The organism is Arthrobacter sp. CAN_A214, from assembly GCF_015751955.1.
Taxonomy (GTDB): Bacteria; Actinomycetota; Actinomycetes; order Actinomycetales; family Micrococcaceae; genus Arthrobacter_D.
Window position 1 is genome coordinate 113343 of record NZ_JADOUU010000001.1, and the last position, 22011, is coordinate 135353.

At 65.3% G+C, this 22011-nt stretch carries 23 protein-coding genes; 10 read left to right on the forward strand and 13 right to left on the reverse strand.

The features are described 5' to 3' along the window. Nucleotides 1-258 precede the first annotated feature (258 nt). Genes IWX65_RS00475 through IWX65_RS00490 form a run of 4 tightly spaced genes read right to left on the reverse strand, consistent with a single transcriptional unit; the run spans nt 259 to nt 3251 of the window. Entirely contained in the window at nt 259-1482 is a 1224-nt protein-coding gene (locus tag IWX65_RS00475; protein ID WP_334683562.1) for a hypothetical protein, read from the reverse strand. Then, nucleotides 1470-2075: a DNA-3-methyladenine glycosylase I gene (locus IWX65_RS00480; protein ID WP_196880525.1), complete on the reverse strand. Its 606-nt coding sequence runs from the start codon at nt 2073-2075 to the stop codon at nt 1470-1472. Before IWX65_RS00480 ends, IWX65_RS00475 begins: the two co-directional genes overlap by 13 nt. Next, nucleotides 2072-2434, reverse strand: a complete 363-nt coding sequence (locus IWX65_RS00485; protein ID WP_196880526.1) for a DivIVA domain-containing protein — start codon at nt 2432-2434, stop codon at nt 2072-2074. Before IWX65_RS00485 ends, IWX65_RS00480 begins: the two co-directional genes overlap by 4 nt. Before the next feature lie 25 nt (nt 2435-2459). Further along, nucleotides 2460-3251: a TIGR00730 family Rossman fold protein gene (locus tag IWX65_RS00490; protein ID WP_196821090.1), complete on the reverse strand. Its 792-nt coding sequence runs from the start codon at nt 3249-3251 to the stop codon at nt 2460-2462. A 116-nt stretch (nt 3252-3367) separates the two neighbouring features. On the opposite strand from IWX65_RS00490, the gene IWX65_RS00495 reads away from it, so the two are divergent. From IWX65_RS00495 to IWX65_RS00510, 4 genes are all read left to right on the forward strand, one after another. Next, the gene (locus tag IWX65_RS00495; protein ID WP_442859148.1) at nt 3368-4144 is read left to right on the forward strand and encodes an amino acid ABC transporter ATP-binding protein; all 777 of its coding nucleotides are present in this window, start codon (nt 3368-3370) and stop codon (nt 4142-4144) included. Between the two features lie 72 nt (nt 4145-4216). Then, the gene (locus IWX65_RS00500; RefSeq protein WP_196880527.1) at nt 4217-5065 is read left to right on the forward strand and encodes a glutamate ABC transporter substrate-binding protein; all 849 of its coding nucleotides are present in this window, start codon (nt 4217-4219) and stop codon (nt 5063-5065) included. 78 nt (nt 5066-5143) lie between these two features. Beyond that, nucleotides 5144-5821 (forward strand): ABC transporter permease subunit, encoded by a 678-nt coding sequence (locus IWX65_RS00505; protein ID WP_196880528.1) that lies wholly within the window; start codon nt 5144-5146, stop codon nt 5819-5821. Further along, nucleotides 5818-6687 (forward strand): amino acid ABC transporter permease, encoded by an 870-nt coding sequence (locus IWX65_RS00510; RefSeq protein WP_196880529.1) that lies wholly within the window; start codon nt 5818-5820, stop codon nt 6685-6687. The genes IWX65_RS00505 and IWX65_RS00510 overlap by 4 nt, the downstream gene beginning before the upstream one ends. 29 nt (nt 6688-6716) lie before the next feature. On the opposite strand, the gene dapE is transcribed toward IWX65_RS00510, so the two are convergent. Then, the gene (gene dapE, locus IWX65_RS00515; RefSeq protein WP_196880530.1) at nt 6717-7811 is read right to left on the reverse strand and encodes a succinyl-diaminopimelate desuccinylase; all 1095 of its coding nucleotides are present in this window, start codon (nt 7809-7811) and stop codon (nt 6717-6719) included. Between the two features lie 33 nt (nt 7812-7844). Here dapE and dapD point away from each other — a divergent pair, with 33 nt between their 5' ends. Genes dapD through galE form a run of 3 tightly spaced genes read left to right on the forward strand, consistent with a single transcriptional unit; the run spans nt 7845 to nt 10752 of the window. Then, the gene (gene dapD, locus IWX65_RS00520; RefSeq protein WP_196880531.1) at nt 7845-8822 is read left to right on the forward strand and encodes a 2,3,4,5-tetrahydropyridine-2,6-dicarboxylate N-succinyltransferase; all 978 of its coding nucleotides are present in this window, start codon (nt 7845-7847) and stop codon (nt 8820-8822) included. A 3-nt stretch (nt 8823-8825) separates the two neighbouring features. Beyond that, nucleotides 8826-9722 carry a hypothetical protein gene (locus tag IWX65_RS00525; RefSeq protein ID WP_196880532.1) on the forward strand — a complete coding sequence of 299 codons (897 nt, stop codon included), beginning with the start codon at nt 8826-8828 and terminating at the stop codon, nt 9720-9722. A 10-nt stretch (nt 9723-9732) separates the two neighbouring features. After that, a complete protein-coding gene (gene galE, locus IWX65_RS00530; RefSeq protein WP_196880533.1) occupies nt 9733-10752 on the forward strand; it encodes a UDP-glucose 4-epimerase GalE in 1020 nt (339 codons plus the stop codon). 131 nt (nt 10753-10883) lie between these two features. On the opposite strand, the gene IWX65_RS00535 is transcribed toward galE, so the two are convergent. The 4 genes from IWX65_RS00535 to fdxA all read right to left on the reverse strand — a co-directional run bounded on the left by IWX65_RS00535 (nt 10884) and on the right by fdxA (nt 14004). Beyond that, the gene (locus IWX65_RS00535; RefSeq protein WP_196880534.1) at nt 10884-11063 is read right to left on the reverse strand and encodes a PspC domain-containing protein; all 180 of its coding nucleotides are present in this window, start codon (nt 11061-11063) and stop codon (nt 10884-10886) included. 26 nt (nt 11064-11089) lie between these two features. Further along, complete coding sequence (locus IWX65_RS00540) at nt 11090-12373, reverse strand: citrate synthase (RefSeq protein ID WP_196880535.1); 1284 nt, start codon at nt 12371-12373, stop codon at nt 11090-11092. A 159-nt stretch (nt 12374-12532) separates the two neighbouring features. Beyond that, nucleotides 12533-13681, reverse strand: coding sequence for a succinyldiaminopimelate transaminase (gene dapC / locus IWX65_RS00545; RefSeq protein WP_334683563.1), 1149 nt, complete (start codon nt 13679-13681; stop codon nt 12533-12535). Then, nucleotides 13678-14004: a ferredoxin gene (gene fdxA / locus IWX65_RS00550; protein ID WP_196821080.1), complete on the reverse strand. Its 327-nt coding sequence runs from the start codon at nt 14002-14004 to the stop codon at nt 13678-13680. The genes dapC and fdxA overlap by 4 nt, the downstream gene beginning before the upstream one ends. A 144-nt stretch (nt 14005-14148) precedes the next feature. Between fdxA and IWX65_RS00555 the strand changes: the two genes are divergently transcribed. Continuing rightward, the gene (locus IWX65_RS00555) at nt 14149-14373 is read left to right on the forward strand and encodes a putative acetyltransferase (protein WP_196880536.1); all 225 of its coding nucleotides are present in this window, start codon (nt 14149-14151) and stop codon (nt 14371-14373) included. Between the two features lie 69 nt (nt 14374-14442). Next, nucleotides 14443-14937 (forward strand): helix-turn-helix domain-containing protein, encoded by a 495-nt coding sequence (locus tag IWX65_RS00560; protein ID WP_196880537.1) that lies wholly within the window; start codon nt 14443-14445, stop codon nt 14935-14937. On the opposite strand, the gene IWX65_RS00565 is transcribed toward IWX65_RS00560, so the two are convergent. From IWX65_RS00565 to IWX65_RS00580, 4 genes are all read right to left on the reverse strand, one after another. Beyond that, nucleotides 14900-15322, reverse strand: a complete 423-nt coding sequence (locus IWX65_RS00565; RefSeq protein WP_196880538.1) for a hypothetical protein — start codon at nt 15320-15322, stop codon at nt 14900-14902. The genes IWX65_RS00560 and IWX65_RS00565 overlap by 38 nt on opposite strands. 166 nt (nt 15323-15488) lie before the next feature. Beyond that, the gene (gene typA, locus IWX65_RS00570) at nt 15489-17405 is read right to left on the reverse strand and encodes a translational GTPase TypA (protein ID WP_196880539.1); all 1917 of its coding nucleotides are present in this window, start codon (nt 17403-17405) and stop codon (nt 15489-15491) included. Nucleotides 17406-17656: 251 nt separating this feature from the next. Then, nucleotides 17657-19300 (reverse strand): BCCT family transporter, encoded by a 1644-nt coding sequence (locus IWX65_RS00575; protein WP_196880540.1) that lies wholly within the window; start codon nt 19298-19300, stop codon nt 17657-17659. Between the two features lie 162 nt (nt 19301-19462). Continuing rightward, nucleotides 19463-21295, reverse strand: coding sequence for an ABC transporter ATP-binding protein (locus IWX65_RS00580; protein WP_196880541.1), 1833 nt, complete (start codon nt 21293-21295; stop codon nt 19463-19465). An 89-nt stretch (nt 21296-21384) separates the two neighbouring features. Here IWX65_RS00580 and IWX65_RS00585 point away from each other — a divergent pair, with 89 nt between their 5' ends. Then, a complete protein-coding gene (locus tag IWX65_RS00585) occupies nt 21385-22008 on the forward strand; it encodes a PH domain-containing protein (protein WP_196880542.1) in 624 nt (207 codons plus the stop codon). Nucleotides 22009-22011: the final 3 nt, after the last annotated feature.

The window sequence follows — 22011 nt, forward strand, 5'->3', positions numbered from 1 at the left end:
GTGCACCTGATACGGAGAAAAACAATTCATCTCCGCGGTGCGCGTCATTCAAAACATTATTCAGCACAATCTGCCGCCGGACTAATTCCCTGGGGCGTGGGTCACACCAGATGCGTGCCGACGGGTCGGTCACCAGGCCGCCTTGTGGCGTGGGCGCTGGCATGCGCCGACGGGTCGGTCACCAGGCCGCCTTGTGGCGTGGGCGCTGGCATGCGCCGACGGATCGGTCACCAGGCCGCCTTGTGGCGTGGGCGCTGGCTAGGGCGGGTAGTCCCCCTCTGGCGTGATCGGTGACCAGGTCCACAGCCAGGCGACCCACACCACCTGCAGGAGCACCGAGACGACGGCCAGGGCCCATCGATACCGCCGGTTCCGGGAGATGAGAATTGCGGAAAGCGCCAGGGGAAACAACGGAAGCAGAATGCGAAAGGTGCTGGTCTGCGGATTCCAGAAGGCGGCAAGGTACAGCAGGTAGGCCGCACACCAGAACTGCATCGCCGCGCCTAGTTGCCGGACGGCAGGGGCCCGCAGCAGGAGTATGCATCCAACGGCCAGAACGGCCACCGCGACGGTTCCCAGCACTGACCCGAAATACGACGACGCGACGGCCAGCCAGGGCGTGAAGGGTGACAGCTCCTCTTCACGCCACGCCGTCTCGGTGTCGACGTACGCCGAGAATTGGCCGGTGGACACCCATGCGGCAATGGGCCAGGCGAGCGCACCGATTCCGGTACTCGCCGTGAGTACCGCCAACCGGATGGTGCCCGGCATCGTCGCGACACCCCAGAACCCCCCCGTCCCTTCCCCTCGTCCTCGCAGGAACTCGGAAACGAGCAAACCTGTGAGAAGGACGGCAAAGGGAACTCCTGCCGGACGTGAGAAGCACATGGCCAGCACCACTGGTATTGCGGTGAGGTAGCGCCGTCCCGCTACAAGGTAGAGCGACGACGCGAGCAGGAGAAGGTGAAGGGACTCGGCGTAGGGGATCTGGAGGATCGGGGAGACCGGGGAGACCGCGACCAGCCCCACGCCCCAGAGCGCGTCCTGGTGATCCGCCCGAAGCCGAAAGAGCCGATAGACCACAAGCGAGGCTGCGAACCCCGAGACGACGGCGACAAAGGGGGCCGCCGCTCCCCAGCCGATCCCCGGAATCTGGTCGATCAGCCGCACCAGCCCGGGGAAGAGCGGATAGAAGGCCCACTGGTTCGGCACCACCACCCCATCCGCGTTCCGGGGAAGCACTTCCGGGTAGCCGTCGTCGAAGACCTGCTGGTACCACCCGCTGTCCCAGTAATTGATGAAGGCGCCATAGCCGGGGGCGGCTCCTCCCCACGGACTCGGGCCTTGCGCTCCCGCCGCCCAGACGAGGATTCCCAGGGAGATCGCGCGGCCCAGTGCGAAGATGGTCAGCACCTGGACCGCCCAGTGCCAGCGGGCGGGTCCGGCCCGGCTGACCGACCGGCTGCCGCTCAGGGCCGGCACTGGCCCGGATCCTGCAGTCCGTCAGTCCGCACCCAGCAATCCGCTACATGGTCATTCACGAATCCGGTGGCCTGCATCATGGCGTAGGCCGTGGTGGGCCCCACGAATCGGAAGCCGCGCGCACGGAGCTCCCTCGCCAACGCGGTGCTCTCGGGCGTGATTGCCGGCACCGCGTCCATGGTGGCCGGCGCGAGACCATCGACTTTCCGGTGAGCAGCGAGGATGCCTGCCAAGGTGACGCCGTCGGGCAGCGCCAGCAATGCCCGCGCATTCGCGACCGTGGCGACTATTTTGGCGCGGTTCCGGACGATCCCTGCGTCGGCCATGAGCCTCGCGACGTCGTCGTCACCGAACTGCGCCACTGCCGCCGGATCGAACCCGGCGAACGCCGTGCGGAAGGATTCCCGCTTACGCAGGATGGTGATCCAGCTCAATCCGGACTGGAAGGCCTCAAGGCTGAGCCGTTCGAACAGCGCGGCCTCCCCCACCACCGGCCGGCCCCACTCGAGGTCATGGTAAAGCTCGTAGTCACTACTCGCTACGGCCCACGCGCACCTCAACCGTCCGTCCGATCCACGCACGGCTCCGCTCATGGACGGGAATCCTCCGTTTCGCTGATGCCCGACTTCAGCTGCTCGATGACGGCATCACGCTCCGCGAGGGCGGCCGCCAGCCGGTCAAGGACCTGGTCCACCTGGTCCATCCGGTAGCCGCGCAGACCGAGGCTGAACACCACGCGGTCGACGTCGGCGGACGTCGGCTGGTCGGGCAGGAGGACAGGAGGCAGGGACGCCACCGGTTCCACCAGCCCCATCTCCGCGAGTCGCACGCCACTGCCCGCTTCATCGACGTCATCCCTGCCCGTCCACCGGGAGAACGGCCGGTAACCGGAGGCCAGCACGGCGGTCAATCCCAGCAGTGCCACGGACAGGAAGACGAGGAAGGTGGTCACGGGGTAATCGTGCCAGAGGGCCGGCTCACCGCGCTGCCGCCCCTCCCGTGTCCGCGACCACGAAGCGCACGGCCTCCTCCGCGCTGTCGACGAGGTGAACCAGGTCGATGTCGGCCTGCGACACCGTCCCCTCTACCAGGAGCGTGTCCCGGACCCAGTCAAGCAGCGGCGTCCAGTAGGCGACCCCGACCAGGACGATGGGGAAGGACGTGACCTTCTTGGTCTGCACGAGCGTCATGGCCTCGAACAGTTCGTCCAGCGTCCCGAATCCGCCGGGCAGCACGACGAACCCCCGCGCATACTTCACGAACATGGTCTTCCTCGCGAAGAAGTACCGGAAATTGATCCCGAGATCGACCCACTCGTTCATCCCCTGTTCGAACGGCAGCTCGATACCGAGCCCCACCGACATCCCGCCGGCTTGGCACGCACCCTTGTTGGCGGCCTCCATGGCACCCGGGCCTCCCCCGGTGATGACCGCATATCCGGCCCCCACGAGCCGCCGCCCCACTTCCTCTCCGATGGCGTAGAACGGCGAATCCCGCGAGGTGCGGGCCGAACCGAACACGCTGATTGCGGGTCCCAGTTCGGAGAGGGTTCCGAATCCCTCGACGAATTCGCTCTGGATGCGGAGCACCCGCCACGGATCGGTCTTGGTAAAGGGAGCCGAGTCGTCGGCGTCGAGCAGGTAGCTGTCCGATTGGGGCACCGCCGCCTGGCTCCGCCGCAACTCGACCTGCCCGCGCCGTCGGGGCTCGTCCGCCCGGGCGGCCCGGCCTGCGTTCTCGTCGTCGTTCGAAGTATGAATGTGAGGCATTCCCCAAGGCTATGCGATTCCAATTGCGCCACCGGCTTTGGTTGCTCTTGAATCACGATTACCCGCTTTGGGCGCAGGTGGATTGCCAACGGGCGATAGTTCGCTAGATTCTATCCATGACAAGTGAACCGCAACCGTCTACATCCGTGCCCTCGGGAGAGCCGCTGGTCTCGCTGAAGCACGTCAACAAACACTTCGGCGACCTCCATGTCCTGCAGGACATCAACCTCGAAGTTGCCCGCGGTGAAGTAGTTGTGGTGATCGGACCGTCAGGTTCCGGAAAATCAACGTTGTGCCGTGCCATCAACCGGCTCGAAACGATCGACGACGGCGAAATCCGGGTGGACGGCAAGGTGCTCCCCGCCGAGGGCAAAGCCCTGGCGAAACTGCGTGCCGACGTCGGAATGGTGTTCCAGTCCTTCAACCTGTTCGCCCACAAGTCGATTCTCGAGAACGTGACGCTCGGACCCGTCAAGGTCAAGGGGATGAAGAGCGGAGAGGCCAAGGACCTGGCGATGTCCCTCCTGAAGCGGGTGGGTGTCGACAATCAGGCTCAGAAGCTGCCTGCCCAGCTTTCGGGCGGCCAGCAGCAGCGCGTGGCCATTGCCCGGGCCCTCGCCATGCAGCCGAAGGTCATGCTGTTCGACGAGCCCACCTCGGCACTTGACCCTGAAATGATCAACGAGGTCCTCGACGCGATGGTGTCGCTTGCAAAGGAAGGGATGACCATGATCGTGGTCACCCACGAGATGGGGTTCGCCCGGAAGGCCGCAGATCGCGTGATCTTCATGGCCGACGGCCGGATCGTCGAGCAGGCGACGCCGGAGGAGTTCTTCACCAATCCGAAGAGCGACCGGGCGAAGGACTTCCTGGGGAAAATCCTCGCCCACTGATTTTTCCACCGTAGGACCAGAAGCTCTCATCACCCGTCCAGGCCCTCAGGGCCACAATTCAAGGAGAAATCAATGCGCAAGACCCGTTACGCTGCGGCCGCCATCGCTGCCGCAGCAGCACTCACCCTGTCCGCCTGTGGCGGAGGCGACAGTGGTGGTGCTGAAGCCACCGGCGAAGCCGAGGGTTCCGGAGAGACCATCCGCATCGGCATCAAGTTCGACCAGCCGGGTCTGGGCTTCGACGAGGGCGGCTCGTACTCGGGCTTCGACGTCGACGTCGCCAAGTACGTCGCCAACGAACTCGGCTACTCCGAGGACCAGATCGAATTCAGCGAGGCACCCTCTGCCAACCGCGAAAACCTGCTGAGCAACGGCCAGGTGGACATGATCTTCGCGACCTACTCCATCACCGACACCCGCAAGGAGACCGTCGCGTTCGCGGGCCCCTACTTCGTCGCCGGCCAGGACCTTCTCGTCCGTGCCGATGACGATTCAATCAGCGGCCCCGAGGACCTCGAGGGCAAGAACCTCTGCTCCGTCACGGGTTCCACCTCGGCGCAGAAGATCAAGGACACCTACCCCGGGGTCAACCTCGTGGAGCAGCCCGGCTACGCAGAGTGCGTGAGCCTGATGGCCGGGGGCGGAATCGACGCCGCCACCACCGATGACATCATCCTCGCCGGGCTTGCCGCGCAGGAAGCCAATGCCGGACAGTTCAAGGTGGTCGGCGCACCGTTCTCGGAGGAGAACTACGGAGTGGGCCTTCCCCAGGACAACACCACGTGTGAAGCCATCAATGAAGCCATCACCAAGATGATCGAAGAAGGCGCGTGGGAGGAAGCGATCACGGCCAACACCGAGGGCGCTGACTACACGTTCAACGCCGAGCTGAACCCGCCGACGCCGGACGCCTGCGCGTAGCACCCAACTCTGTCGGTGGGGTGGTCCTTTCGGGACCACCCCACCGACGCATGTTCAACACTCGAGAAGAGGTGGAGCGTGGAGAACTATCTCACGCTGTTCGAAACCTATGACGTGCCCGCGGCTTTCTGGGCCAACATCCAGCTGACCTTCTGGGCGGCCATCTGGGCGACGCTGCTCGGCACCCTCCTGGCCCTGTTCCGGATCTCACCTATCGCCAGCCTGCAGTTCGTCGGTGCAACCTACGTCAACATCTTTCGTAACACACCGCTCACCATCATCATCGCCTTCGGAGTTCTCGGCCTGTTCGGCCAGCTCCAGGTTTCACTCACCGAGGACTTCAACCTCAATTTCTTCCGGCTCGCCATCCTCGGCCTGTCCCTCTACCATGCAGCGTTCGTCTGCGAGGCGATCCGAAGTGGCGTGAACACTGTCCCGCTCGGACAGGCGGAAGCGGCGCGCGCCATCGGCCTGAGCTTCCTGCCGGCCGCCCGGCTCGTCATCCTTCCCCAGGCGTTCCGGGGTGCCATCGCACCGCTGGGCAATGTGCTCATCGCCCTCATCAAGAACTCCACGGTGGCCGCGGCAGGCTCGGTGGCCATTGAAGCGTCGAGCCTGATGAAAACGATGATCGAATTCCGTGGAGACCTCGTGATTCCGATCTTCCTCACCTTCGCCCTCGGATTCGTGATCATCGTGATTCCCGTCGGCCTTCTCACAACCTGGGCATCCAGAAAATTGGCGGTGGCTCGATGAGCGTTCAGCAGGTCCTCTTCGACGCTCCCGGGCCGAAAGCCCGGCGCAATATTCTCCTGGGCAATATCCTCGGGACCGCCCTGATCCTGGCACTCGTTGCATACGTCGTCTTTCTCCTGGGAGGGAAAGGCCAACTGGCAGCCGACAAATGGACGCCATTCCTTGAAGGTCGAACATGGGAGTTCTTCATCCTGCCGGGGTTGCTGAACACCCTGAAGGCCGCGGCCATCGCGGTGGTGACCTCGATACTCTTCGGCCTGGTCTTCGGCATGGGACGGCTCACGCACTTCCTGCCGATCCGGGCGGTGGCCGGCGTGATCGTCGAGTTCCTGCGCGCCATTCCCGTGCTGCTCATGATGATCTTCCTCTGGCTCGGCTTCGGCCGGATCGATGCCGTCACCGACCCCGCGTTCCTCGCCGTCGTCGTGGCGCTGACGCTCTACAACGGCTCCGTGATCGCCGAACTCATCCGGTCGGGCGTGCAGGGTCTTCCCAAGGGCCAGCGCGAAGCGGGCATGGCCATTGGTATGACGCCGCTCCAGTCGCTGCGCAGTATCGAGGTTCCCCAGGCCCTGATCGCGATGCTTCCCGCACTGGTCAGCCAGTTCGTCGTCATATTGAAGGACTCGGCGCTGGGCTACATCATCGGCTACTCCGAACTGCTGCAGAACGCCCGGCGGCTCGGGGTCGGTGAAGGGAACCTCCTGCAGGCCCTGCTCATCTCGGCGGTGATCTTCATCCTCATCAACTTCGCCGTCTCCTCGATCGCCTCACGGCTCTCCACGCTGCTGAGTTTCAGGACCAAGGGCAAAGCGAAGACGACGAAGCAGGATGGCGTGATAGCCATGGATGCGGCGAGTACCTGAGTTTCACCGCCCGGGTCGGAGGCCCCGACTCAGGGCGAGAGCCACGTCCGAAGGGCCCGCAGGCACTCCCGGATCGCCTCGGCATGCACATGTTCGTCGTCGGTGTGCGCAAGGAGGGCATCGCCGGGTCCGAAGTTGACTGCCGGGACGCCCAGGGCGCTGAACCTCGCCACGTCGGTCCAGCCGTACTTGGGCTTCGGCTCGGCGCCCACCGCGGCGACGAAGTCGGCGGCCGCCGGGTGCTGCAGTCCCGGGCGGGCTCCGGCAGCGGCATCCGTGCGCTCGACGTCGAACCCTACGAGGAGTTCCCGAACGTACTGCTCGGCCTGATCCGGCGTCTTGTCCGGCGCGAAGCGGTAATTCACCTCGACGACCGTGGCGTCGGGAATCACGTTTCCCGCAGTCCCGCCGACGATCTTCACGGCGTTGAGGCTTTCGCGGTAGTCCAGTCCATCCACCGTCACCGTGGCCGGGGAGTGGTCGCGGAGCCGTACCAGCACCTCGGCGGCCGCGTGGATGGCGTTCTCGCCCATCCACGCCCGGGCGGAGTGCGCGGCCCTACCTGTCGTGGTGACAGCGAAGCGCGCGGTGCCGTTGCATCCGCCCTCGACGGTTCCGTCGGTCGGTTCGAGGAGGACGGCGAAGTCCGCGTCCAGCCAGGAGGGATAGGCGTCCGCCAGCCGGCCGAGGCCGCTCAGCGATGCCTCGACCTCCTCGTGGTCGTAGAAGATAAAGGTGATGTCCCGTGCGGGGTCGGTCAGGGCAGCAGCCAGGGCGAGCTGCACCGCAACCCCGCCTTTCATATCGGTGGCCCCCCGTCCGTACAGCACGCCACCGTCCCAGGAAGCGGGGACGGTTCCCCGCGCGCCAGGTGCCGAGGGAAGCGGAACCGTGTCCAGATGCCCGGCGAGGATGACCCGCTCGTCGCGTCCAAGAGTGGTGCGCGCCATGACCGAGTCACCGTCCCGGACGACTTCAAGGTGGTCCAGCGCCCGCAGCGCGGCTTCCACGCCGTCAGCGAGGGCACGCTCATTCCCGGAAACACTTTCGAGGTCGATCAGCCGGGCTGTCAGGAGCGCCACATCCGACGTGAGGTCAAGGGCAGGGGCGTGCGGCTCAGTCATGGTCCAACATTATCCCTCGGTAGACTGGTGGCCATGACCCAGATCGCACCGACCGCCTCCCGCACTGCCGACAGCCCGAGGACGGCCAGCGGCCTGGGCCTCGCCACCCTCGACGACGACGGCAACGTCCTCGACGTCTGGTATCCCGCTCCCCGCCTCGGCGCAGCGGATGCGTCGGACGATGCCGCACTGCGCGAGAACCTGGCAGGCCTTGCCGCCGCAGGCCAGGATGCGCTGCGGCGGACCACACCCACGGTAGTGGAGACGACGTCGGACCTCGACGCCGCTCCGGCCGATGCCGCTGACGCCTATCTTCGCCTCCACCTGCTGTCCTCCCGGCTCGCGGCACCCAACAGCATCAACCTGGACGGCGTGTTCGGGCTGCTCTCCAACGTGGTGTGGACGAACTACGGGCCGTGCGCCGTCAAGGGCTTCGATGCAGTGCGCCTCGCGCTCCGTGCCCGTGGGCCGGTCACCGTCTTCGCCGTGGACAAATTCCCGCGGATGGTCGACTACGTGCTGCCCGCCGGTGTGCGGATCGCCGACGCCGACCGCGTACGGCTCGGCGCCCACCTGGCCGAGGGAACCACGGTCATGCACGAGGGCTTCGTGAACTTCAACGCCGGAACACTCGGCCACTCCATGGTCGAGGGCCGTATCTCGGCCGGAGTCGTGGTGGGTGACGGGTCCGACATCGGTGGAGGCGCCTCGATCATGGGAACCCTCTCGGGCGGTGGAAAGGAAACGATCACCATCGGTGAGCGGTGCCTCCTCGGCGCCGAGGCCGGCGTGGGGATTTCCCTCGGCGACGACTGCGTGGTGGAGGCCGGTCTTTACATCACTGCAGGGACGAAACTTACCCTGCAGGACGGCACCGTGGTCAAGGCATCCGAGTTCTCCGGCGAATCAGGGGTGCTCTACCTGCGGAACTCCTCCACGGGAGTAGTCGAAGCCCGCCAGCGCCGGGGCAACGGGATCGCACTCAACCCTGCACTGCACGCGAACCAATAGCGCGTGCAAGCTCCCTACCGTTCCAGCGGTGCCGCCGCGCGACGACGACGCCGGGCGCGCGCCGCCGTCGTGCTGGTGGTGCTCCTCAGCCTCGTGGCGGGTGCCGTCCACCTTGCTGTGACTCGGGTGAATGACACCCAGGTGCTGGTCCGCGAGCGGTGCTCGGCGGCCGTCGGTCCGGACAGCTACGAGCTCCGGCCGTCCCAGGCGCGGAATGCCGCACTGATCGCAGGGGTGGCAGTGGCACGGGGGTTACCCGCCCGGGCGGCTTCCATCGCGATCGCTGCGGCCATCCAGGAGTCCGGGCTCGAGAATATCGACTACGGAGACGACGCCGGCCCTGACTCCCGCGGCTTGTTCCAGCAGCGGCCGTCCCAGGGCTGGGGCACCGAGGAACAGATCATGGATCCGCTGTATGCCACCAACGCCTTCTATGACGCCCTGGTGCGGGTTCCGGGATACGAGAGCCTTCCCATCACCGAGGCGGCACAAACCGTGCAGCGCAGTGCGCTCCCCGACGCCTACGCGGACCACGAACCGGAGGGCCGGGCCTTCGCCTCCGCCCTGACCGGTGAGTCCGCTGCATCCCTTACCTGCGTGCTGCGGGACTCCCAGCAACCCGGAACAGTCGAAGCGGTGGCGTCCCAGCTGGCGAACCTGTTCGGCGAGCGTACCGGATTCATCGATGGGGGTTCGCTCATCCGGGAGGTCGAGGGAGCGCAGGGTTGGGCCGAGGCGCACTGGGCGGTCGCCAACGCGAATGCCCTCTCCCTCGATTCGGTGTCGTTCTCCGGCTCGCAGTGGACACGCGATCAGGGCGAGTGGCTGCCGGCGGAGACCGGGAACGGGCTCACCGTCTCCATCGCTGCGGTGCCTTCGGCTTCCGCTATGGACAACTAGACTGGACAGCATGAAAATTCTCGTTACCGGAGGCAGCGGCTACATCGGTTCACACACCTCGCTGGCACTGCTGGAAGCCGGACACGACGTCGTCGTGGTCGACAATCTCACGAATTCCACGAGAACGTCCCTGGAACGCGTCGAGGAGCTCGCGGGCCGTCGATTGGCCTTCCATCAGGTCGACCTTCTCGACGAGAAGGGCATGAGCACGGTCTTCGAGCAGGAGCAGGTGGACGCCGTGATCCACTTCGCGGGGTTGAAGGCCGTCGGCGAGTCGGTCGACAAGCCGCTGTACTATTACCACAACAATGTGGGCGGCACGATCAGCCTCCTGCGGGTGATGGACGCGCACGACGTGCGGACGATGGTCTTCAGCTCCTCCGCCACCGTGTACGGCGCTTCCGAGGAAGTGCCCCTCATCGAGAAAATGCCGTTGGACGCCGTCAATCCGTACGGCCGCACCAAGGAGCAGATCGAGGACATCCTTTCCGACGTGGGAGCTGCCGACCCACGCTGGAATGTTGCCCTGCTGAGGTACTTCAATCCTGTGGGAGCACACCCGTCAGGGAGGATCGGCGAGGACCCCACCGGCACGCCCAACAACCTCCTGCCGTTCGTCGCGCAGGTCGCGGTGGGACGTCGCGAAAAGGTGATGGTCTTCGGAAACGACTATCCCACGCCCGACGGGACCGGCATCCGCGACTACATCCATGTGGTGGACCTCGCCGCAGGCCACCTCGCCGCACTCGGATACCTTTCCCAACATAGCGGTGTGCACCGCTGGAACCTGGGAACCGGAAACGGATCGTCGGTGCTCGAGGTCCTCGCCGCGTTCTCAGCCGCGGCAGGTTCCGACGTACCCTACGAATTCGCGCCCCGGCGCCCGGGCGATGCCGCCGTCAGCTACGCGGACCCGTCATCGGCACTGGCAGACCTCGGATGGTCGGCCGTCCGCACGCTCGACGAGATGTGCGAGGACCACTGGCGCTGGCAGAAGAACAACCCGCAGGGCTACGCACCGCAGGCCTGACTACGGCCTGGCCGGAATGCGGGGTGGCGCCGAGGTCACTCGACACGAGCGTCCGGCAGGAGCCACGGTGGAGAACGACGGGCGCACGGGGATGAAATCCGTGCGCCCGTCGTTCAAGGGTGCGGCCGGTATCAGGCTTTGGGGATGGTGATCCACAACACGATGTAGACCAGCTCCCCGATTCCTACCAGGCCGAAAATCACGAAACCGAGGCGGACGAGTGTCTTCGAGATGCCGAAGCGGGTAGCGAGGGCGGCGCAGACACCACCGATGATCTTGCCGTTGCGGGGACGCACCAAGAAAGAAGCCATACCGGCAACCTATCACTGGACGCGGATCAGCGCGCGGGGTAGTTCCGCTCGGGCTCTCCCGTGTAGAGCTGGCGCGGGCGCCCGATCTTCGTCTGTGGGTCCTGCATCATCTCGCGCCACTGGGCGATCCAGCCCGGGAGGCGACCGATGGCGAAGAGCACGGTGAACATCTTTTCCGGGAATCCCATCGCCTTGTAGATGAGGCCCGTGTAGAAGTCGACGTTCGGGTACAGCTTGCGCTCGATGAAGTAGTCGTCGGCCAGCGCCTTTTCCTCGATCCGCATGGCGATGTCCAGCAGTTCGTCGTTACCGCCGAGCTTGCTCAGGATGTCATGCGCAGTGGCCTTGACGATCTTGGCCCGCGGGTCGTAGTTCTTGTAGACGCGGTGCCCGAAGCCCATGAGCTTCACGCCGTCTTCCTTGTTCTTGACCTTCTCCATGAAGTCCTCGGGCTGCATACCCTTGGCCTTGATGTCCCGCAGCATGTTGAGAACTGCCTCGTTCGCGCCGCCGTGCAGCGGGCCGAAGAGCGCGTTGATGCCCGCGGAGACCGAGGCGAACATGTTGGCGTTGGAGCTACCCACGAGGCGGACGGTCGACGTAGAGCAGTTCTGCTCGTGGTCCGCGTGGAGGATGAGCAGCAGGTCGAGCGCCTTGACCATCATCGGGTCGACATCATAGGGCTCGGCCGGCAGCCCGAAGGAAAGCCGCAGGAAGTTCTCCACCAGGTTCATGGAGTTGTCCGGGTAGAGCATGGGCTGTCCGATGGACTTCTTGTGCGCATACGCGGCGATGACCGGAAGCTTCGCCATCAGGCGGAAGGTGGAGAGTTCCACCTGTTCGTCGTCGAACGGGTCCAGGGAGTCCTGGTAGAACGTGGAGAGCGCGGAGACCGCTGAGGACAGCACCGGCATGGGGTGGGCGTCGCGCGGGAAGCCGCCGAAGAATCCCTTGAGTTCCTCGTGCAGCAGCGTGTGGCGCCGAATCCGGCCATCGAACGCAGAAAGCTCCTCGGGAGTGGGCAGGTTCCCGTAGATCAGCAGATAGGAAACCTCAAGGAAACTCGAATTCTGCGCCAACTGCTCAATGGGGTAGCCGCGGTAGCGCAGGATCCCGGCGTCGCCGTCGATGTAGGTGATTGCCGACGTCGTCGCTGCCGTGTTCATGAAGCCGGGGTCGAAAGTGACGTTCCCTGTCTGCTTCAACAGTTTCGAGACGTCGTAACCGTTGTTGCCCTCGACTGCCGGCACTGTCGGAAGGTTCAGTTCGCCACCGTTGTAGTGCAGCGAGGCATTGTTCTGCTCAGTCATTGACTCTCCTTCAGGAGCTGGAGTGAAATTCTCGCAACGCTTGCCCGACTGCATCCGCAGGTTGGCATATTCACCTGAAACGCTACCGGTATCAGCACTCCGATCACTAATCGGGTCCGGGTCGTTATGCCGTCACCACGGTGGTGGAAGCGCTGCTGCTCACCGGGCGAGCCTCGCGACAGCGGCATCGATACGCTCGTCGGTGCCGGTGAGTGCCACCCGCACGAAACCGCTACCCGCCTCACCATAGAAGGTGCCGGGCCCGACGACAATGCCCTCGCTTGCGAACCTCTCAACGGTGTCCCAGGTTGCACCGCCGTCGGAAGCCCACAGATACAGGCCCGCATCGGAACTGCTGATCGTCATACCGAAGGACCTGAGCGCGGGCACGAGCCGCTCGCGCCGGCCCCGGTAGAGGTCCTTCTGCCGCTGGACGTGTCCGTCATCGCCGAGCGCAACCCGCATGGCCTCCTGGACGGGAAAAGGCACGATCATACCGGCGTGCTTTCGCGAGTTCACGAGGTTCGCGACGATCGCCCCGTCACCGGCCACGAAGGCGGCGCGGTAACCGGCGACGTTCGACTGCTTGCTCAGGGAGTAGATGGAGAGCAGGAGATCGGAACTGCTGCCGGCGATGCGCGGATCGAGCACACTCGGCACCGGTTCCCCTCCCCGCTCCGGATCCCAGCGCCCCCAGCCCAGCTCGGCGTAGCACTCGTCCGAGGCGACCACGGCACCGAGGCTGCGTGCCTCATCGACCACGGCCCTCATCGCTCCGGCATCGAGGACCTCCCCCGTGGGGTTCGCCGGGCTGTTGAGCCACACCAGACGGACCCTCTGCCTCACTTCGGGCGCAAGCTCCGCCAGGGAACCAGCGGCAACGGGAGTAGCCCCGGCGAGCAGGGCGCCGACGTCGTAGGAGGGATACGCGACGCGGGGACGCACGACGACATCCCCCTCCCCCAACCCCAAGAGGGTGGGCAGCCAGGCAACGAGCTCCTTCGAACCGATGGTGGGGAGAATGTTTTCGGGATCGAGCCCAGGAACACCTCGGCGGCGTGCGAACCAGGCGCTGATCGCTTCGCGCAGGGCCGGAGTGCCATGGGTGGTCGGGTAGCCGGGAGCATCCGACGCCGCTGTGAGCGCGTCCCGGATGACTTCCGGGGTGGGGTCGACGGGCGTGCCGATCGACAGGTTGACGGCTCCGTCCGGGTGCTGCGCGGCTTTCTCGACGTAGGGCCGCATCGCGTCCCAGGGGTAGTCGGGCAGACGGAGTCCGAAGATGCGTGCCTCCCCGGGATGCGTCACGCGGGCTGGTTCTGAGGCGGAAGGACGGAAATGATCGGATGGTCCCTACCCGTGTTCCCGAGCTTGGCCGCGCCGCCGGGCGAACCGAGGTCGTCGAAGAACTCGACGTTCGCCTTGTAGTACTCGGCCCACTGGTCCGGGGTGTCGTCCTCGTAGTAGATGGCTTCGACGGGGCAGACCGGCTCACAGGCCCCGCAGTCGACACACTCGTCCGGATGGATGTACAGCGACCGCTCGCCTTCATAGATGCAGTCGACGGGGCATTCTTCAATGCAGGCCTTGTCCTTGACATCCACGCAGGGCTGCGCGATTACGTAGGTCACGTCCCACGCCTTTCCTCGAAGCTGGTGTGCTGCGGTGAGCACCTTGGTCCTTTCCCCAGCTTAACGCAACCCGGACCGCCGCTCCGCATCCCCGCGCGCTGTCAGCCCTCATCGAAGAACGGACCCGCCGCTAGCATTACTGATATGGATCCGGCCGTTGCACTGCTCCGCTCCCTTGCTCCCGGCACCCGGGTTGTGGTGCGGCATCGCCTCGGCGAGGGATTCACCGACTCCCTCGGCGATCTTCTTGGCGTCGACGATCACGAATGCACTGTTCGTACCCGGCGCGGGGACGACGTGGTCCGCCTGTCAGCCGTTTTCGCGGCGAAAACCGTGCCGCCTCCCCCGCCGCGCCGCCCCCGCCGTTGACGGGTAGTTCGGTCGGGTCACCGATTGGCTAAGATCAATCGGTCAGGTCTTTTCGCGTATGATTCAGGCATGGAAAACGACGACGAGTTCCAGGCACGGGCAAGGGCACTCAGCTCCCCCCTCCGGCTCCGGATCCTCCGCCTGTGCCTTCACAAGGGCAGGACCAACAAGGAAATAGCCGAGGCACTGGAGCTGAACCCCGCAACGGCGCTCCACCATGTGCGCACCCTGCTCTCGACCGGTTACCTTCGCGCGGAGGAGCCACGGACCGGCAATCGCGGCGCGAAAGAAATTCCCTACCGTGCCACGGGCTTGTCCTGGCGAACCAGTATGCCGAACGCGGCGCCGGTCCTGGTCGAGACCTTCCTTCAGGAGATCGAGGGCCTCCGCCCTTCCGAAATCGATGTCTGGCGGCTCGGGATCCGCCTCAACGAGGAGAACCGGACGAAAATGATGGGCCGGGTGCGCGAGATCTTCGAGGAGTACGCGTCGGGCGATGCCGACGAAGACGGCACTGCCACGTCGATCATGCTGGCGCACCACCTGGACCGGAGCGCGGACTGACCCGGGCCCCGGCCGCTGAAGCGGACTTCCGGAGCACGACGGCGCACACCGCCACACCGAGAACGCTCACCAGCGCGAGCCCGAACAGCCAGAGGTTCCCCGCGAACGCAGCCGGAAGAGCCGGACCGCCGCCGGTGCCGGTGAGGATGAGGGTCTCCGACGAGCTGGAGAGGGCCGCCACGACGACATAGGCTGTTCCTCCGCACAGTGCGGCGGCGATGATGTTCCGGGCCCACAGGCCGCACCAGACCAGAACCGCCCCGGTCAGGAGCAGCGCAGCCGCGGCGCCGACCGGCAGCGCGGCGTTTCCGGCATGGATGACATGCCCGTGCAGTGCGGTGCCGAGGACAGCCGAAAGCAGGCCGCCGAGCAGAGCCGCCCCCATCCCTTCCCACCGCGACCCCGGCTGCGTTGTTCCGGGGCGTCCCTGGGACGCAGTCGGGAGGCGCCGCGATGGACTGCGTGGACGGGAGGGTACTCGCGTTAACGGCCGACGCCGGCCCTCCACTGAGATCGGGGGGCCGGCGTCGTCGAGCTGCATGGCGGTGTTGTTATGCCCGTGCGCGTGAGCGTGAGGCGCGCATGCGCTCATTGGCGTCGAGGATCACCTTGCGGATCCGGATCGACTCCGGGGTGACCTCTACGCATTCATCCTCGCGGGCAAACTCGAGGGATTCCTCGAGTGTCAGGTTGCGGGGCGGCGTGAGGTTCTCGAAGGTGTCGGATGACGCCGCACGCATGTTGGTGAGCTTCTTCTCCTTGGTGATGTTCACGTCCATGTCATCGGCGCGTGAGTTCTCCCCGACGATCATGCCCTCGTACACCTCGGAGGTCGCCTGGACGAAGAAGGAGCCGCGTTCCTGCAGGTTGATCATCGCGAACGGGGTGACGACGCCCGAGCGGTCGGCGATCATGGAACCGTTGGTGCGGTACTCGATGTCCCCTGCCCACGGCTCGTAGCCCTCGGAGATGGAGGCTGCGATTCCCGCACCGCGGGTGTCGGTGAGGAACCGGGTGCGGAAACCGATGAGGCCGCGTGCAGGAACGATGAATTCCATGCGGACCCAGCCCGTTCCGTGGTTGGCCATGTTGGTCATGCGGCCCTTGCGGGCGGCCATGAGCTGGGTGACGCCGCCGAGGTACTCCTCGGGGACGTCGATGGTCATGTGCTCCATGGGCTCGTGGATCTTGCCGTCGACGGTCTTGGTGACCACCTGCGGCTTGCCCACGGTGAGCTCGAACCCTTCGCGGCGCATCTGCTCGACCAGGATGGCGAGGGCAAGCTCGCCGCGGCCCTGGACCTCCCAGGCGTCGGGACGCGCGGTCGGCAGGACACGCAGGGAGACGTTGCCGACGAGCTCCTTGTCCAGGCGGTCCTTCACCTGGCGCGCCGTGACCTTCGCGCCCTTGACCCGGCCGGCCAGGGGCGAGGTGTTGATACCGATCGTCACCGAGATGGCGGGATCGTCGACGGTGATCAGCGGAAGCGGCTGGGGGTTGTCGACGTCGGTCAGGGTCTCGCCGATCGTGATGCCCTCGATACCGGCGACGGCGACGATCTCGCCCGGGCCTGCGGAGTCGGTGGGAACACGGTCCAGTGCCTTGGTGGCAAGGAGTTCGGTGATCTTCACTGTCTTCAGTTCGCCGTTCTGGCGCGCCCACGCGACTGTCTGGCCCTTGCGGAGCGTTCCGTTGAAGATACGCAGCAGTGCGAGGCGCCCGAGGAACGGCGACGCGTCGAGGTTGGTCACGTGTGCCTGGAGGACGCCGTCGGGGTTGTAGCGGGGAGCGGGGATGTGCTCGATGATGGTCTGGAACAGCGGCTCCAGGTTGTCGTTCGAGGGGATGGTCCCATCGGCGGGCTGCTCGAGCGAGGCGGCTCCCGCACGGGCAGCAGCGTAGACCACCGGGACGTTGAGGATCGAATCCAGGTCGAGATCGGGAACCTCGTCCGCGAGGTCGGAGGCGAGGCCGAGGAGTAGGTCCATCGACTCGCTGACGACCTCTTCGATGCGGGAGTCGGGGCGGTCGGTCTTGTTGACCAGGAGGATGACGGGAAGCTTGGCGGCAAGCGCCTTGCGCAGCACGAAGCGGGTCTGGGGAAGCGGTCCCTCGGAGGCGTCCACGAGGAGGACGACGCCGTCGACCATGGAGAGCCCGCGCTCTACTTCGCCGCCGAAGTCGGCGTGGCCCGGGGTGTCGATCACGTTGATGGTGATCGTCTCGCCCTTGGCGGAGGGGCCGTCGTAGAACACCGTGGTGTTCTTGGCCAGGATGGTGATGCCCTTCTCGCGCTCGAGGTCGCCGGAGTCCATGACCCGGTCCGCCACGTCGCCGTGGGCAGCGAAGGAGTTGGTCTGCTTGAGCATGGCGTCGACCAGTGTGGTTTTTCCGTGGTCAACGTGAGCCACGATGGCTACATTGCGGAGATCGCTGCGGACAGCGGTGTTGCCTGTGGTTTCAGACATGCGTAAGGACTCAATTCAGTATCTTCTGCGGGGAAATGACGGCGGCTACAATGCACACCCGCTACCAGTCTAAGCGCTAGGCAAAAACAGACCTAATGCACCGCCGGAACAGGAGCGAGCGTCCGCGCACCGGCCACTCGTCCGCACCAGCCGGCCGTCCCCTGGGAAGACGCGAGAAAGGGAACCCCGACGGAGTTCCCTTTCGCGCGATGTTGCTCGATCAGTGATGGCCCAGGACGGCGCCGCGGGAGCTACTGACCGGCCTCGATGCCTACCGGTTCATCCCTCCGGGATGCCTTCCGGGACCGAGTGCCGGCCACTGCCGGATCACGAGCCAGGTCGATCATCAGGGCGATGCACAGCCCGATCATGATCAGGACGAACGGGGCCGCAGCGATGATCGTTACGGTCTGGAGCGCGCCGAGGCTACCTACCGACAGCAGCACAGCTGCTACTGCACCAGTCAGGGTCCCCCACAGGATGGTCAGCCACCTCTTCGGAACGGCCGCTCCGAACGAGGACAGCGAGCCGAGCACGATCGATGCGGCATCCGCGCCCGAAATGAAGAACACGGCAACAAGGATTACCACCAGGACCGAGGTGACTGCGGCCAGCGGATGCTCTGCAAGGAGTGCGAACATGGCGGATTCCTGGCTTTCGGCGTTCGCTGCCGCGATATCGGTCCCCGAGTTCTGTGCGGTCAGGGCCGAGCCTCCCCATACGCTGAACCAGATGACGCTGATGACGCTGGGGACGGCGACGACGCCGATCACGAACTCGCGAATAGTTCTTCCGCGGGAGATCTTCGCGAGGAAGGATCCGACGAACGGGGTCCAGGAGACCCACCAGGCCCAGTAGAAGATTGTCCAGGCGGCGAGCCATTCATGTCCGCCGAAGGCCCCGGTCCTCGTTGCCATCTGGGGGAGGTTGACGAGGTAACTACCGGCCGATGCCGGGATCAGCTCGAGGATGAAGACCGTAGGGCCGACGACGAAGAGGAAGAACAGGAGCGCGAGGGCCAGGATCATGTTGCCGTTGGACAACCATTTGATGCCCCGGCTGATGCCGCTCACTGCGGAAATCACGAAGCAGAAGGTCAGGACGGCGATGATCCCGATCTGGATCCCGAGGCTGTTGCCCATCCCGAAGACCTCGGTAAGTCCTCCGTTGATCTGGAGCACTCCCAGACCAAGCGAGGTCGCCGAACCGAAGAGTGTGGCGAAGATTGCGAAGACATCGATCGCGCGCAATCCCTTGGGTGTCGGGCGCCCCCGGAACAGGGGCGTGAACGCCTCACTGAATCCCGCTCCCCGGCCCTTGCGGTAGGCCGAATAGGCCAGGGCAAGACCGACGACGGCATAGATCGCCCAGGGATGAATGGCCCAGTGGAAAAGCGTGTAGTTCATGGACTCGCGAGCGGCCGCTTCCGATCCCGGCTCGATTCCCGCGATCGGCGGGGTCAGGTAGTGCGTGATCGGCTCGGTGACCCCGTAGAACATGAGTCCGATGCCCATGCCGGCGCTGAACATCATCGCGATCCAGGAAATCGTCGAGTATTCGGGCTTCTCGCCATCCTTCCCGAGCGTGATCCTGCCGTACTTGCTGAAGGCGAGGAACAGCGCGAAGATGACGAATCCGGTGGCCGACAGGACGAACGCCCAGCCGAAGTTGGTCACCAGTCCGCCCAGGATGCCGGTCGTCACCGTGGAGAAGCCGGTGGGGAAGAGAACCCCGATCAGCAGCAGCGCCAGCACGACCACCAGGGAGATGAAAAGCACCGGCTTATCGACGGAGTTGCGGTCCGTCCGGTCGGTTGCATCCGGCACAGGTGAAGAAGGAGGATGCCGTATGCTGCCCCCGGGTGGCTCTTCGGAACGTTCGATGGAAGTAGACATGCCTTTCACCCTACGCCCGGAGGCGCGGCATCTCATCCATTCCTCCGCCTACGAGTTCCCTGTTAACATCTGGCGATGCCCTTGGCGAAGTGTACAATTCCTGATCGGTCGCATCCCTGCCCCCGGTTTCCAGACCGGACTCGACATGGCGCCTGCGCAGGCCTAGTCGGAGGACGCGAGGAGCTTTGCCCTCAGTTCACGCCGTTCACGCTGCTTCTCCGGGTCGGGCAACGGAACCGCGGCCAGGAGCCGCTGGGTGTAGGGGTTCTGGGGGCTGCGGAGAATCTGGTCACGGGTACCCTGTTCAACGATCCTGCCGCGTTTCATGACGCAGATATGGTCGGCCAGCACGTCCACGACGGCGAGGTCATGGGTGACGAAGAGGCACGCGAAGCCCAACTCCCGCTGCAGGTTCTGGAAAAGCTCGAGCACCCGCGCCTGCACCGAAACATCGAGGGCCGACGTCGGCTCATCGGCCACCATCAGCTTCGGCTTGAGCGAGAGGGCCCGGGCGATGCCGACGCGCTGCTTCTGGCCGCCGGACAGCTCGTGGGGGTAGCGGTTCCGGTAGGACCGCGGCAGTTCCACCTGGTCGAGGAGCGTTTCGATCCGCTTCTGCAGGGCGGCACCCTTCGCCTCTCCTGCAAGGAACATCGGCTCGCCGATGCTCTCGCCGATCGGCAGTCGCGGGTTCAGGGACGACGCCGGGTCCTGGAACACCATTCCGACGTGCCGACGGACCGCTGCAAGCTCCCTCGAGGTCGGTTTGAAGCCGGAGATATCGGTTCCAACCACTTTGAGGGATCCTTCGGCGACCGGCAGCAACCCGACGGCAGCGCGACCGATGGTCGTCTTGCCCGAGCCCGATTCCCCCACGAGCCCGATGACCTGGCCCGGGTAGATCGTGAGGTTGGCGCCCTCCACCGCACGGAAGGCAGGAACCCTTCCCTGTTTCGGATAGTCGATGGCGACGTCGACGAGCTCGAGGATCGGATCCGCGGTGATCGGGTCGGCGGATGGATCCTCCCCCAGGCCTGCCAGTACGTTCCGCTCGCGGCGTTCCAGCTCGTCGGCGTCGACACCGGTCAGTTCGGTGTGGGTGGCTGCGGCCAGCGCGGCGTCGACGTCGACGTCGTCGCCTTGTCCCCCGCCCTGGCCAAGGTGCGGAACCGCAGCCAGCAGAGCCCGCGTGTACTCATGCTGGGGATTGCCGAAGATCTCCGAGACGGATCCCGTCTCGACGATCTCCCCCCGTCGCATGACGGCGATCCGGTCCGCGAGATCCGCCACTACTCCCATGTCATGGGTGATGAGCACGATCGCACTGTTGAGCTTGCTGCGCAGGTTCCTCATGAGATCGAGGATTTCCGCCTGGACCGTCACATCGAGGGCCGTGGTCGGTTCGTCGGCGATCAGGAGTTTCGGGTCACAGGAGAGGGACTGCGCAATCATCGCCCGCTGCCGTTGACCACCCGAGAGCTGGTGGGGGTAGGACTTGTAGGCCTTCTCGGGGTCGGGGAGTTCGACGAGCGCGAGCAGGCGCAGGGCCCGCTGCTTGGCTTCGTCCGGCGAGATCTCGTTGTGGAGCCGAAGTGTCTCGACGATCTGGAACCCCACCGTGTACACGGGATTCAGGGCGGTCATGGGCTCCTGGAAGATCACCGCGACGTCGTTGCCTCGCACCTGGCGCAGCTTGGCGGGAGACAGGTCGAGAACCGATCTGCCGTTGAGCAGGACCTGGCCCGTCACTCGGCTGTTGGACGGCAGCAGGCCCAGCAGGGACATGGAGCTGGCGCTTTTGCCCGATCCCGACTCACCGACGATCGCGAGCACTTCGCCGGCGTTGACGTGATAGTTGAGGTTGACCGCTGCCGGTACCCATTTCTTCTCTACGCCGAAATGCACTGACAGGTTCCGGACCTCAAGGACCGGCCCCTGTCCGCTCGAAGGGACAACTCGTGAGTCGTCGGCACTGCCGATGAGGTCCGGAGTCATGGTTTGCTTCCTTCCGCTGGTGGCCGGCCAGAGTGCGCGGGAACGGCATGCTGCCCCCGGTCGGCCGAAAATCCTGAAACTATAGGGCTATGAGCACACCCGCCACCGGTACCACGGTGTTCAAACCGCGGACCAGCAAATGGTTCACCCTTATCGCTTTCGTCCTGGTCGGGACGGGTCTGGTGTCGCTGGTCGCGACCGACGGTCCGGCAGGGCTGCTGGGAGCGTGGCCCCTGCTCGCGGTGGCCTATGGGGCGTGGTGGCTGTTCTGGTACCCTACCGTCGTCGTGGACCGCACCGCCGTCACCCTGCGGAATCCGCTGGTGACGATCAGCGTTCCCTGGGCCGCGCTTGTCCATGTGGACACGAAGTACGCCCTGAAGCTGGTCACTCCCCGCCGGGCCTACTCCGCCTGGGCGGCACCCGCACCCGGAGTGTGGGGAACGCATGCCGGCAAGGTGGAGCACCTGACCAACCTGCCGGCATCGAGTTACGGTCCCGGGGCGTCGGTTCGGCCGGGCGACCTCAAACATACCGACTCCGGCTACGCGGCGTTCCTGGTGCGGTCCCGCTGGGAAACGATGATCGACAACGGCGAGCTCGACGTCGACCAGACGGATACCGCGCCCGTCAACCGCCGTGTGAACTGGATCCTCATGCTTCCGGCCCTGGTCTTTCTCGCCGCCAGCGTCGGCACACAGGGCGCCGCCTGAGGC